The 13,622-nt window shown below is 48.1% G+C and carries 9 protein-coding genes; 7 read left to right on the top strand and 2 right to left on the bottom strand.

Annotated features, from left to right (window positions below):
• Positions 1-72: 72 nt before the first annotated feature.
• The 4 genes from QW71_RS24870 (at position 73) to QW71_RS24860 (ending at position 4,700) form a co-directional block, all read left to right on the top strand.
• Positions 73-1,611 carry an extracellular solute-binding protein gene (locus QW71_RS24870; RefSeq protein ID WP_039305392.1) on the top strand — a complete coding sequence of 513 codons (1,539 nt, stop codon included), beginning with the start codon at positions 73-75 and terminating at the stop codon, positions 1,609-1,611.
• Positions 1,612-1,642: 31 nt separating this feature from the next.
• On the top strand, positions 1,643-1,819 hold the full coding sequence (locus QW71_RS40610; protein WP_160311841.1) for a hypothetical protein: 177 nt from the start codon (positions 1,643-1,645) through the stop codon (positions 1,817-1,819).
• Between the two features lie 100 nt (positions 1,820-1,919).
• Entirely contained in the window at positions 1,920-3,749 is a 1,830-nt protein-coding gene (locus tag QW71_RS24865; RefSeq protein ID WP_039305390.1) for an APC family permease, read from the top strand.
• A gap of 186 nt (positions 3,750-3,935) precedes the next feature.
• Complete coding sequence (locus QW71_RS24860; RefSeq protein ID WP_039305389.1) at positions 3,936-4,700, top strand: DUF3153 domain-containing protein; 765 nt, start codon at positions 3,936-3,938, stop codon at positions 4,698-4,700.
• Here the strand turns inward: QW71_RS24860 and QW71_RS24855 are convergent.
• Complete coding sequence (locus QW71_RS24855; protein WP_039305465.1) at positions 4,675-7,014, bottom strand: helix-turn-helix domain-containing protein; 2,340 nt, start codon at positions 7,012-7,014, stop codon at positions 4,675-4,677. The two genes, QW71_RS24860 and QW71_RS24855, sit on opposite strands and share 26 nt — an antisense overlap.
• Before the next feature lie 185 nt (positions 7,015-7,199).
• Between QW71_RS24855 and QW71_RS24850 the strand changes: the two genes are divergently transcribed.
• The 3 genes from QW71_RS24850 to QW71_RS24835 all read left to right on the top strand — a co-directional run bounded on the left by QW71_RS24850 (position 7,200) and on the right by QW71_RS24835 (position 12,250).
• Positions 7,200-8,729 carry an extracellular solute-binding protein gene (locus QW71_RS24850; protein WP_047013966.1) on the top strand — a complete coding sequence of 510 codons (1,530 nt, stop codon included), beginning with the start codon at positions 7,200-7,202 and terminating at the stop codon, positions 8,727-8,729.
• A 705-nt stretch (positions 8,730-9,434) separates the two neighbouring features.
• Positions 9,435-10,832 carry a transcriptional regulator gene (locus QW71_RS24840; RefSeq protein WP_039305385.1) on the top strand — a complete coding sequence of 466 codons (1,398 nt, stop codon included), beginning with the start codon at positions 9,435-9,437 and terminating at the stop codon, positions 10,830-10,832.
• A gap of 428 nt (positions 10,833-11,260) precedes the next feature.
• Positions 11,261-12,250: an NADP-dependent oxidoreductase gene (locus QW71_RS24835; protein WP_039305383.1), complete on the top strand. Its 990-nt coding sequence runs from the start codon at positions 11,261-11,263 to the stop codon at positions 12,248-12,250.
• 57 nt (positions 12,251-12,307) lie between these two features.
• Here the strand turns inward: QW71_RS24835 and QW71_RS24830 are convergent, their stop codons facing one another.
• Complete coding sequence (locus QW71_RS24830; RefSeq protein WP_039305381.1) at positions 12,308-13,087, bottom strand: PhzF family phenazine biosynthesis protein; 780 nt, start codon at positions 13,085-13,087, stop codon at positions 12,308-12,310.
• Positions 13,088-13,622: the final 535 nt, after the last annotated feature.

The following is a 13,622-nucleotide window of genomic DNA, read 5'->3' as shown; positions in this document are numbered from 1 at the left end:
GAATTCTTGCTCCCCGTTAGCGGGGGAGAGGAAGATACAGGCCAGTCCAACAATCCGAAAAGGGGAAAAGGTATGAACAAAAAAGTTAGCAAATTAGCAGTGCTTGCTGTTAGCGGGGCTCTGGTACTGAGTGCATGCGGCAACAAGGAGCCGGCAAATTCGGGGCAGGCTGCAAATACAGCCGGGAATGAAGCCGGGAAGGCGGCACCCGCAGCAAAGACAAAAATCAGCTGGATGAACATTCTCCATTCCACCACGCCGCCGACCGATACCGTGCTGAATAAAATCGAGGAGATAACGAATACAGAGCTTGATTTCTCCTGGGTCCCGGACGCCTCCAAAGAGGAACGGATCAATACGGCGCTTGCTTCCGATTCACTTGCGGATATCGTCACACTTACGCTTTTGGAGAATTCCTCGGTGCGCAATGCCTTGAAGGCCGGTGTATTCTGGGATGTCGGTCCTTACCTGGATGAATTCCCTAATCTCGCAGCGATCTCGCAGGATATGCGGACCTCAGCTTCAATAGAAGGTAAGCTGTACGGTATCCCGATGGTGAAGGATATTGCCAGAAACGGCGTTATTCTCCGCAAGGACTGGCTGGATAAGCTCGGACTCCAGGTACCCCAAACAACAGATGAATTAATGCAAGTAGCGAAGGCGTTTACGGAAGAGGACCCGGATGGGAATGGTTCGAAAGATACAACGGGCTTCATTGACCGGAGCGATCTGGTATTCGGCGCATTCAAAACGCTGGGCTCCTATTTCGGGACTCCGAGCAGCTGGGATGTGGATGATAGCGGTAAAGTTACGCCGGAGTTCGAGTCTGAGGGTTATGTTAAGGCGATGGAATACATGAAGGAGCTGTACAAGGGCGGTTACATCAATCAGGATTTTGCAGTAACGGCCAAGACAGACCAGCAGCAGGGCTTCGCCCAGGGGAAGGCGGGGATTTATGTCGGAGCGCTCTTTGACAGCAAGAACCTGCTTAATCTGGCCAAAGGCATTCAGGATCAAATGGAGCTTGTGATGGTGAACAATATTACTTCCACCGGCAATGAGGCTGACCGGGCCATCTGGAGCTCAAGCAACGGCGTCGGCGGCCTGCTCTCCTTCCCTAAATCGGAAGTCAAGGATGAAGCGGAGCTCAAGCAAATCCTGCAATTTGTTAATGATATCATGTCGGAGGAAGTATTTGCGCTGATGACTTACGGAATCGAAGGTGTGCATTACACGATTGATGCAGACAAAGCAGTGACTATAACGAATACAGAGCTGTGGCAGCAGGAAGTGCAGCCGTTCTCTTCTTCACGTCCTAAGGAGCCCGGTTATGCCATTCATGATGCCGATCCGCTCCGGACAGAAGCGGCCCGTCTGATTCTTGAGAACGAAAAGTATGCAGTGCTTAATCCGATGTATTCCCTTGAATCCCCTACCTTCTCATCGGAGGGATCTGAGCTGCAGAAGATCATTACAGATGCAACGTATAAGTTCATTCTTGAAAAAATTGATCTGGGCGGATTTAAGCAGGAGGTTGAAAAATGGCGTAAATCCGGCGGCGATGCCATCATCTCCGAATATGAAGCCGCTTATAAAGCTGTAAACGGGTGATTGCTGAATATAAAAGCGGATAGGAGCAACAATGGACGAAGCGGAATGCCTGCTTCGTCTTTTTGCCGTGGTTTTGTCAGCAGGGGTAAGCATGGTTTCGGAAGTATGTGCAGTTATTATAGAAAATATGTGGATAGTATTCTTAAAACTGAAAATGTCTATGGTATCTGCATCTATACAGAATGTTATAAAAGGATTAAGGTATTAACCAGGCGGCGCAGCAAATATAGTGTCTTCATCCAGTTATAGGCCAGATTATAATTGAGCGCCAAGGGTAATATAACTTTAAAAAAAGTCGGTGAGCTGAGATGATGTCTTCGGTAAAAAGATTCCTGATTGGACGGCCGCTGAAGTCGGATCAACTGGGCGAACAGAAATTAAACAAAACCAAAGCTCTTGCCATTCTATCCTCGGATGCCTTGTCTTCGGTTGCTTACGGTCCAGAGCAGATTCTGCTGGTGCTGATTACGATTAGTGCTGCAGCCTTCTGGTATTCCATTCCTATCGCTATAGGGGTACTCGTGCTGCTGCTGGCGCTGATACTTTCCTACAGGCAGATTATTTTTGCTTATCCCCAAGGGGGTGGCGCCTATGTGGTATCCAAAGAGAACCTGGGCAAGTATCCGGGTCTCGTGGCCGGCGGCTCACTGCTTGTGGACTATATATTGACCGTGGCGGTAAGTGTATCCGCCGGAACGGATGCCATTACTTCAGCTTTTCCGGGTCTTCATCCTTATAATGTGATTATTGCTATCATCTTCGTCCTTCTGATTACAACACTGAATTTGCGGGGGGTCACCGAATCGGCGTCCTTCCTGGCCTATCCGGTTTATCTGTTCGTCCTTGCCATGTTTATCATGATCGGTCTTGGCTTGTTCAACATTGTGACCGGCAATGTGCCTGCTGAGCTGCATACCTCACTGGGTACACCAGTGGCTGGAGTGAGCTTGTTCCTGCTGCTCCGGGCTTTCTCTTCAGGGAGCTCGGCGCTGACAGGGGTGGAGGCCATATCGAACGCCATACCGAACTTCAGGGCTCCGGCACCAAACAATGCAGCCAAGACACTGGTGGCGATGGGCATACTGCTGGCGCTGTTATTCTCAGGGATTGTCTTCCTGGCTTATTATTACGGAATTGCCCCACGGGAAGAGGTCACGGTGGTTTCCGATATTGCCGAGCAGGTCTTCGGCCGGAACTTCATGTATTTCTTCGTTCAGGGGACCACGGCACTGATTCTGGTCCTGGCCGCCAATACCGGATATTCCGCGTTTCCGCTGCTGGCAGTGAATCTGGCCAAGGATAAATTCATTCCCCGGATGTTCACGGTCCGCGGTGACCGGCTGGGCTACTCTAACGGAATTCTCAGCCTCGGTATCCTGTCGATTATTCTGATCATTGCTTTTGAGGGACGGACCGAGCATCTGATTCCTCTGTATGCGGTAGGGGTGTTCATCCCCTTCACGCTCTCACAGACCGGCATGATGGTCAAATGGATCCGCCAGAAGCCGGAGGGCTGGCTGCCTAAGCTAATCATCAATACGATTGGAGCGCTCATCAGCTTCATCGTGACCATTATGTTCTTCCTGACCAAATTCCCGCAGATCTGGCCGGTGCTGGTCTTCCTGCCGCTGATTATCCTGTTCTTCTACCGCATCCACAAGCATTATGAATCGGTGGCTGATCAGCTGCGGATCACAACCTGCGGCGAGCCGCCGCTGGCGATAGAAGGAAATATCATTATTCTGCCGGTGGCCGGAATTACGCATGTAGTGGAGAACTCCCTGCGGTATGCCAAGTCGCTGGGTGCCGAACAGATTATTGCGGTACACATTCCGTTTGAGCGGGAGGATGACGCGATATTCGAGGAGAAGTGGAAGAAATTCCATCCCGAGGTGCGGCTGGTGACACTGTATTCGCCCTACCGCAGCATCATTCATCCGCTGACCAAGTTCATCGATACCGTCCAGCGCAAAGCAAGCGAATCGAATTATCAGGTTACTGTAATCGTTCCGCAATTCATTCCGAAGAAAGGCTGGCATAACATCCTGCATAACCAATCCAGCCTGCTGATCCGCGCGCATCTGCTGTACCGCAGAAATGTAATCATTACTACTGTGCCTTATCATTTGAAAAAATAACTTGTGCTGCGCACGCAAAAAGCCCCCCCCCCCCCCGGGGGCTTCTATAAGCTTGAGGCTAATCTTTCTTTTCTCACAACAGGAGCATATGGTAAGCTGACTCTGTGACCTTCCCGACGATAGGAGATTCGCCTCTGGAAGGTTACGTTAAGCAATAGCAACAGGCAACGGATGGAGGGAAAGTTGTTGAAGGTACGTGGTTTGAACGGATTCAAAGTTAAGACTGTGCTAATGATGATGATGCTTGTGCTGCTGCTCACGGGCTGCGCGCAGGGGACGGCCCATATGACGGTGAAGAAGAACGGTTCTCTCGATCTGGCCTTCAGTCTGCTGCTGGATTCCCGGGCGGAGAAGCTGGTCAGCGGTAAAATAGAGGAGCTCCTGACCACACGGCTCGCGGCCGCAGGGATTGAGCTGAACAAAACGGCAAGCGGTAAATCTACAGAATATCAGTTTCGGAAATCCTATGCCTCGATCGAGGAGCTGCAGTCCAGCGGCAGCAGTCTCGATATTGTGGAGGCGGAGGTCGGGCAGACAAACAGATGGCTGTATACCCGTTACGATGTAGTGGCCCAGCCTAAGCTGAACGCCTATTCGGATGAAATTATTGATGGCATCGGTAGCTTAAGCGTGCCAAAATCTCTTGTGCGGCTGCTGATGGGTACCTTCTCCGTTGATTTCAAATTAACGATTCCCTATGATCTGTACGGGCCTAATAATGCGGCGGAACAAGACGGCAATACCTTAACCTGGCATATTTCACTTGCGGATTCCGAGCCGCTGCGTCTGGCTGTATACGTGCCGGATATCAGGAATATTGCCATCGCTGGCGGCGGCCTCCTACTGATTCTGGCCGTACTTATAACGTTCTTTATCCGGTCAAGAAAAACACGCAAGCTCAAATCCGCACCTGAGGACCCTGCGCTTAATAATCATCGGGCACAGCCTTAGGCTTCGAGCTGAAGTTGTCACGGTACTGGCCGGGGGTCATCCCTTCCTGCTTGCGGAACGAGCGGATGAAGTTCTGCGAGTTATTGTATCTTAGGCGTGAGGCGATATCCTTCACCGGCATATCGGTTTCCTCCAGCCATTTCTTGGCCATTTTGAAGCGGTACATTGTAAGGTAGTCACTGAAGTAATACTGGGTCTCCTTACGGAACACACTGCTGATATAGTTGGCGTTATAATGCAGCCGGGAAGCACATTCCTCCAGCGTCAGATCCTTGTCATACTCATGCTGGACGATGTCGATCAGCTTCTCGGAGATGTTATGATACTGGGCATTCTGCCTGCTGTGGAAGATGACGATGACCGGCTGGATGACGATGGTCCAGAACCAGTCTTCAATCTCCGCAACAATATGCAGATCGGTCAGCTCTTCGAACAATGAGCCGTTGGCATGATAGATCTGATTCAGCGTAATCCCCGATTCCTGCATCATAATGAGCGTATTGTTCAGCAGCCGCGTCAGCGGAATCTGGTATTCCTGCGGTGAGAGCCCCAGCGCAAAAATACACTTGAACAGCTTATGCAGCAGTTCCTTCGCCTTATCGCTGTCAGCCAGCTTGATGGCATCCATCAGGTCATTTTCGGTATGGGTAGGGTAGTTCAGATTGAGATAATGCTTGCCGGAGTTAATGTTCTCGTACTGGATGATGATGCCTTTGCCGAGCGTGATCCGGTGCTTCAAGGCTTCCAGGCCTTCCCTGTAGGCAATGGACATTTTATCAAAAGAGTGGAACGGCAGACTAAGCCCGATGCTGACCTGCAGCTTCAGGTAATTATTAATCTCCTGCTGCAGCTTCTCCGTCAAAGCATAGAGCGTACGGTGAAAAGATTCCGTATTGCCGTCACTGCTGCCAATTACGGTCGCCAGGGCATGCCCCATCATCACAGGGGTTAACCTGTTATCCGCCGATACCAATTCCTCAATCATATTATGCGCCGCGAATAACAGCAGATTGAGATCCTTTTTCTCATAGCTGCTCTCCTCGGAGAAGTCGATGCTCAGCGTAATGACAGCCATCGTCTTCCATTCCTCCACCTGCTTGCGGTACCCGTATTGCTCCAGTTCCTCCAGCAGCTCACGTTTCCTCAGATTGCCCTGAAAGGCTTGAATCAGGAAGAAGGTCCGCACCTGCCCGATGTGCTGGCTGACCTCTTTCTCCAGCTGTGATTTGGATTGGAACAGGGAATGCACCTGCTCGCCGATGAGCTGGAATTCATCCGTATGCCTTGCCCGCAGGCCGGGACGGCGTTGCCCCATCTGATTAAGCAGCCGTTCGATCGGAGTGTACATACGCCGGGAGCCCAGCCACGCCAGCAGTACAGACAGCAGCAGCATGAATGTACAGACAAATACCGTATAGGTACCGATTTTGCCGGATTCGCGGGTCAGACTCTCAATGGAAGTTACCGACAGGTAGATCCAGCCGTTGAGCTGGGAGCGCATATAGGTTATGGAATAATCTTCTTTGTTGATTTCGGTTTTGAATTGCCCGGAGGGCTCGGCTGCTGCGGCAATCCGCCGGAAGCCCGTGAATCCCCCTGCTTCGGCGGGCTGGCCGATCAGGTTACGGTCAGGATGGAGCAGAATCCGTCCGGATTCGTCCAGCATAATAATGCTGTCCAGCGGCTGCACATCGGAGTTGATGAAGTCCTGGAGACTGCAGGCGGGAATATTGGCCATGGCGAGCCCGTATTTCTGGAGCTTGGTGGTCGGGAGCTTCTTAATCAGGCTGATGCTGTAATTGCAGCCGGTAACGTTAATACTCTCTTCGCTGTAGAACAGGGAGGAGGGATTCAGCACCCAGGACGATGTGCCTTGAATATTCATCAGGTTCGTGAGCTGCTCGTAATTCTGGTATTCATTCAGGCGGTAGAGTCCGGAATTCTTGATCATCCAGTTCTGCCGCTGATTTAATAGAATGACATCCTCCAGCTTCGTATCGAAAGATTGCATGTTGCGGATTTCGTTTCTTATGTCATTATATAAAATGAAATCGGTTACATTTAGCGGATTATTGAGCGCTTTTTTCAGCACAGAGGAGTTCACTACCTGGTTCAAGGTCTGGTTGACAGTGGTAAGCTTATGTTCTACATTTGAGGTAATTTGTAAAATAAGTTCCATTTTGCTTTCGTTAACATTTTTTTGAATTTCCTTGGAGGATGTGAAATAAGAGAAAGAACCAATGAACAGCACCGGCAGGATGCTGATTGCAAACGCGAACATCGTTAATTTACTTAAGAAGCTTAAGGATTTCACCAGATTCAGCACCTTTGTATGAGTAGTCGTAATCACTGCTTTAAGTGTATGCATCACGAAGGATAATAACAATAATCATCTGGTGCCGCAATAATCATTTTCTCTAATAATCACTACACATGCTAAATTATTCAATAAATAGGGCCTTATTGTATATAAATATTACTATTTTAGGAGGTTATGAAATGTTCAAAGGATTGGCAGGCAGGCAGGTGACTCTTATATGCTGCTCTATTCTACTACTCTCGTTCGGTTTATTCAGTGCTTGCAGTGAGGGGCAATCTTCCCCTCCAGATACTGCCGGAGAGAAGCCGTCCATCTCAATTCTTGCGCCACTGCATTTCCCGCAGACCCCTTCCAAGGATCTTATCGCCGAGATTGAAAGATTGACCGGGACACAGCTGAATATTACCTGGGTGCCGGAGGGCGTGTACACGGACAAAATGAATACGGCGCTGACCACCGGTGCCCTCGGCAAAGTTACATTTGTGAAATTCACCGATTATAATCCGGTCAAGAATATGATCCGTTCCGACGCTTTTTGGGAGATTGGCCCGTACTTGGAGGAGTTCCCGAATCTGCGCCAGCTGGACGCCTCTATCCTTAAGCAGACCACGGTGGACGGGGGGATTTATGGCCTCTATACAGAAAGACCCGCTTCCAGGCAGGGAATTATTATCCGTAAGGACTGGCTGGAGCATCTGCACCTGAGTCCGCCGGGGACACTGGATGAGCTGTACGAGGTAATGAAGCAGTTCACCTATAATGATCCGGACGGGAACGGCAAAGCCGATACCCTCGGACTGGTAGACCGGAATGACCTGGTGTACGGGGTATTCAAGACGTTAAGCTCTTATTTCGGCACGCCGAATAACTGGAAGATTGAGAACAACCGGTTTATTCCGGAATTCGCCACCTCTGAATACATGGACACGATGAATTTCATGCGCAAATTATATAACGAGGGGATTATCAACCAGGATTTCGCCCTGACGAGCAAGGATGTACAGCGGGATAAGTTCATCCGCGGGACGGCAGGGATATTCATCGGGAGCATGACAGACGTGCAGCGGCTCTCGATTGAGGCCAAGGCAATTAATCCCCAGGCAGAGCTTACCCTGATTAACCGGATTAAGGGGCCGGACGGGTACAAGGTATGGTCGATTCCCAAGTACAACGGCCTGTATCTTTTCTCCAAAAAAGCCATTGCCACAGAGCAGGAACTGAAGCAGGTGCTCGGGTTCTTTGACCGCACGATGGATAAGGATGTAGCCAACCTGATGGTGTACGGCTTCGAGGGCCGGCATTATCTGCTTGATGGGGAGGGGAAGGTGATCCTTCCAGAGGAAACCTCCCAGCTGCGTGTATTTGAGGTGAATCCGCTCTATTCCCTGATGATTGCCGATATCGGCAACAAGAATATTATGGAGGTCGCGCAGAAGGAACAGCTGACGGCCCTTGCCGACCAGCTCAGCCAGGATAATGAGCAGTTTCTGGTCGATGACCCGGCAGTACGTTTAACCTCCGCTACCTATGATGAGAAGAACGCCGAGCTGTCAGCCATTATCGTAGATGCTACCTATAATTATATTCTGGGCAATATCGATGCGGACGGGTTCGCCGGGGAGGTCGAGAAATGGCAGACCAGCGGCGGCAGTATGATCATCCAGGAATATACGGAGGCGGAGGCTAAGGCGCGGGCTAGTGAGGAATGATTGGTATGCCAGAAGCAAAGCGAAAGAACTTTGGCTAGGATTCACGCTATTAATTATCCTCCTTCGATTCCCTCGCTGAAATGGTACCGTCTTTTATAAGGATGGCAAAGTTTTTCTACTTGCTAGTGGGGAGAGGGGAGGGCAGGAAGAGTTGGAAAAAAGGCACTTAATTCTGCCGAAACGGAGGGTTGTGAGTAAGCAGATGGAAAAAGTACACTTAATCCGCGCAACCTTATGGATTCAGCAGAAATCGGACCGATTAAGTGTTGTTTATCCAACTGCTATTTTTTATAAGTGGATCATTGCCGACAAATTAGATGTACAAATTCCACTTAAATTAATCCACCGCGCTCAAGAACTGTACATAAAACTCCTTAAATCTGTGAATCCCCCTCCCCCAATGATCTAGTCCCGCCTCCTGCAGACACGCACTGCCTGCTTCGCTAATTTAAGGACGGCGAAGCCGTATCCACCCGGGGATGGTTAAGACGTTATGCTCCTTTTTCGGTACGCCGAGATAACTGGAAGGTCGAGAATAAAGGTATAGTTTTTTTAGAATGGCAACTGTAATGCCAAAATTTAAAAATTAAGGAAATATACATAATTTCATCTTGATAATTGAATCGACCACTGGTATATTTTGTATAACAAAAAAAGGGATTTTATTCTATTTATCACAAATTGAAGAGGAAAGGTGGTTATGACTTGGAGGCAACAACCACGATATTAGCAGAACTGGAGGAGTATTTAAGACAAAAAGCTTTGACGATCACTCAATTCGCCAGGCATTCCCAGCTTCATTCCGGGACACTCAGTAATATCGTTCATGGGCACCGGCCGATTGCGATGCAGCAGCTTGACCGGATCACTCGGGCGATGGGACGGGAGGAAGGGTTCTTCTACGACCTGTACATCGATAATTATATTATCGACGGCTCTTCGGACTGGCGCAGAATTGGTCCGCTGCTGCTCCGCTGTGCAGATCTAAACAAGCTGGACAGCATTCAGAGACTTGCCCGCCATATTATGGACAACCTGATGTACGCTCCCCTGTTGTTTGATACAGCGGAAGAACTGTTCACTGCCGGGAAAATGGAGGCTGCCGCCGCAATCTATGAGATTGTTGCCGAAGCTGAACGCTTCCAGCATTCGGAACGGCTGGCACTATGCCAGTATCGGTTGTTTACCATCTCACTTAGTGATGATCAGGACAGAAATCTGTGGATAGCTAACCGGTTTGAGCCCTTCGTTGAGCGGTTGGATGAAGTGGACCAGCTGGATGCACTCAAAGAGCTTGCCAATACATACCGTTCCTTACAGCGCTGGGATAAGGTTGAGGAGTTTGCCGCCAAAATGGGTCATAAAGCCAGAATCCAATATGACATGAAGGATCGGTCTGACCGGAAATCAGCCGAACCGGGCAAACTACCTGGTAGACCCTTGTTCTTTTATATTGCTTACAGTGACTTGCTGCGGGGAAACGTTTGTGATGAGCTAGGGGATTATGAAGGGGCTTTGACCCACATAAATGGTTATGCTGATTTAAGTTGGGTCAAAGAAGAAGGCGAGGCAGTGGATTATTGGAAGAACCTATTCATTGAATGGGCTGAAGTCAATGTGTATATATCAAATCTTTTGGGCGGAGATACCTCTGTAATCGATCATTATACTGCCTATATTGATAAGCATAGCGGAGAACTGATTATTGGACTTTTAAATATATTAAAAGCAGCAAATAAAAATCAACTTGATGTAGATGCTATTTTGAAACACTTTAAGCCAGAACTTGATTCGAACTTGAATGAATTGCTGCAGGGTAGATATTCTCGAAAACTAACTCTAGATCGTCACGCTACACTAATGTATGAATTAGCATACTATTATTTACATAAAGGCGATCACAATAAAGGATTTGATTTTTTGTTAAAAACTATAAAAAATTTCCAACGTATAAACAATGAAAAGTATATACTAGAAAGTGTAACTCTATTTGAAAGATTTAGGAGAGTTGCCAATCAAGAAGTTCAGGATCAGTATCAAATTCTACTTTTGGGAGGAGTTTCTCATGAAGAAGAAGGTAGTAGTACTTCTAACTGTTCTTAGCATCATTTTAGTGCCAATTATTGTGGGTCCAGGAGTATCTGATTCTCCTGTAGTAACTTTATTTACTCACGGGGAAGGCTGAGTATATAGAATTTTTAATTAGTTGATATTCAATTAGCTTTATTATCAAGCCCCACCACAGAAGCCTGCGGTGGGGCTTAATTGTGTCCATATTTCCTTTATCATAGAAGGTATAGGGAGCATACGTGATATACTTATAACTTTTTTTCATAATTAACCAAGTGAGTAGTTACAATGTCGAAACATCGCTTGTTTGTTCTAACATTGATCTTAGTCTTCCTTATTAATCTGGTAGCAGGTACAGCACTTGCTGCTGTTTGCATTAAGGAATTCATGTATGGCATACTCATCAGCACATGGTTCGCTTTATCGAACGGTTTTATTAGTCAAGAGCTGGAGGTTCCATCATGAAAGCAATGGTTATCGAAAAATACGGACAAACCCCGCTGCTGTTAGCGGACCGCCCAATGCCCGAAGTCGGTGAGCATGAGGTGCTCCATGCGGCAAGTATCAATCCGATCGACTTCAAAATCCGGGATGGCAAAGTGCGGATGTTATTGAAATATGAGATGCCGCTTATTTTGGGCAATGATTTCTCAGGTGTGGTTATCCAGGTGGGGGATAAAGTGAAGAAATTCAAGGTAGGTGATGAAATCTACGGCCGGCCCAGAAAAAGCAGGATTGGCACCTTCGCGGAGTATATTGCTGTTCATGAGGAGGATATTGCGCTGAAGCCCGGCAACCTCACTTTTGAAGAAGCTGCCTCCATTCCTTTGGTAGGGCTCACCTCTTACCAGGCACTGCATGATATTTTACAGCTGTCGGCTGGACAAAAGGTATTGATTCAGGCGGGAGCAGGCGGAGTGGGTACCTTCGCCATCCAGCTTGCCAAAGCGATGGGGATTTACGTTGCAACCACTGCAAGCGGAGCTGGCGCTGAACTCGTTAAGTCACTTGGGGCCGATCAGGTCATCAATTATAGAGCAGAGCAGTTTGATCAGGTGCTGCACAATTATGACGGAGTATACGATACCATTGGCGGAGAAACGTTAGAGAGAGCATTCCGAATCGTCAGACCCGGAGGGCAAGTTGTATCGGTATCAGGTCTGCCTAATGCCCGTTTCGGCAAAGAGTATGGGTTAGGGTTCCTGAAGGTTAATCTATTACGGCTCGTCACCCGGAGACTTACAAGATTGGAGCGCAAAACCAAGGTGAAATACAGCTTCCTGTTCATGAAGCCGAGCGGCAGACAGCTGGAGATCATCGCTGATTATATTGAATCCGGTGCAATCAAGCCTGTGATTGACCGGGTATTCCCTTTTGCAGAAGCTCAGCAGGCGATGGAGTACTCCGAATCCGGCCGGGCTAAGGGCAAGATTATATTGAAAATAAAATAATCCAAGCCCCGCCGCAAACGAAGCGGTGGGGCTTTAATGTAAAGAGCTGTTATTTTCTTAATCGATCTGAAGCTCAGCAACAGCATATAAAACTGCAGAGCCGCTTATTTTTACGCGATCCCCGTCATTTTTACAATATAATGTTCCTCCGCGTTTGGAGAGCTGCCGGGCTACTAATTCGTCCTTACCAAGCCGCGCTGCCCAATAGGGAATGAAATTACAGTGAGCAGAGCCGCATACAGGGTCCTCGTTCACATTCAGCTTAGGAAAAAAGCTGCGGGAAGCAAAATCATAGGTTTCGCTTCTGGCCGTGATTGAGACCCCGAGTCCATCGGGAAGCAGCCGCAGTTTAGAGAAATCAGGAGCAGCGTTAAGTACATCTTCTTCTTTTTCCAGCACGAACATTAAATCTCTGCCTAAATAAGTCTCTACCGGCTGAATGCCGAGAGCTTCAACCATTTGACTGGTTAAAGTCCAAGGCTCCGGCATTCTGCTGGGGAAATCCAGCTCGTAATACTCCCCTTTTCTTAGAACAACCAGTTCACCGCTCATGGTCTGAAATTTAAAGCTGTCTACATTAGTTTCATAAAAGTTAGCCAGGACATAAGCTGTTGCGAGAGTAGCATGGCCACAGAGTTCGATCTCATCAGCCGGAGTAAACCAGCGTAACCGGTAATGGTCCCCCTCCTTGACGGCAAAAGCTGTTTCCGAGAGATTATTCTCAGCAGCAATTTGCTGCATTGTCTCATCCGGAAGCCAGCCCTTCATAATACATACTCCCGCGGGATTACCTTCAAATAATTTCTCCGCAAATGCATCCACAACATAATATTTCATATACCCGCCTCCAAAAACTAAATTACCTATCATTTTACTGTATGCTCGTATAGTTTACGACTCTGTACTATATAAAGCGCCTATGACTATAACCCAACAAGCAGCCGGCTAACGATATCATCATCGCCTTATTGTGCCGCTGTACAGCTCCCAGTCGAAGAAGTTCTCGGGTTGCTGATTGAGTGTGACGTAGATTCGTTACTTGAAGAGGGTGAAAAGGGTGGTAAGCGCGCGAATTACAGTCAAGTTCACTGTGTAACCGCAAAATTGTTGTACAAATTACAACTTTGGTTCACAGATATCCGGGTAATCCGAAGGATTGTTGTACGAAATACAAGAATTTCCCCGCTGTGCCGCCAGTTGGAGGAGAAATGCTGCATTCTGTACAACAATTTTGAAATTCGGCCAATTTATTGAGGGAAATGTTGTATTTGGTGCAGGATTTTTGAGTAATATTGGATTTGCTCCCCGCTCGTACCCCGTTGATGTGCTATTCCTGACTCTGGCGCTCTCCCTCAGCACTTAAATTCAAGCT

Source organism: Paenibacillus sp. IHB B 3415 (assembly GCF_000802655.2).
Taxonomy (GTDB): domain Bacteria; phylum Bacillota; class Bacilli; order Paenibacillales; family Paenibacillaceae; genus Paenibacillus_AQ; species Paenibacillus_AQ phytohabitans.
Note: the sequence above shows the minus strand (reverse complement) of the source record. Positions and strands in the feature narration are given on the sequence as shown.

Bases quoted from the DNA above. Each gene is read 5' to 3' on its own strand.
- QW71_RS24870 (WP_039305392.1), top strand. From the start codon at position 73: ATGAACAAAAAAGTTAGCAAATTAGCAGTGCTTGCTGTTAGCGGGGCT.
- QW71_RS40610 (WP_160311841.1), top strand. From the start codon at position 1,643: ATGGACGAAGCGGAATGCCTGCTTCGTCTTTTTGCCGTGGTTTTGTCA.
- QW71_RS24865 (WP_039305390.1), top strand. From the start codon at position 1,920: ATGATGTCTTCGGTAAAAAGATTCCTGATTGGACGGCCGCTGAAGTCG.
- QW71_RS24850 (WP_047013966.1), top strand. From the start codon at position 7,200: ATGTTCAAAGGATTGGCAGGCAGGCAGGTGACTCTTATATGCTGCTCT.
- QW71_RS24835 (WP_039305383.1), top strand. From the start codon at position 11,261: ATGAAAGCAATGGTTATCGAAAAATACGGACAAACCCCGCTGCTGTTA.
- QW71_RS24830 (WP_039305381.1), bottom strand. From the start codon at position 13,087: ATGAAATATTATGTTGTGGATGCATTTGCGGAGAAATTATTTGAAGGT.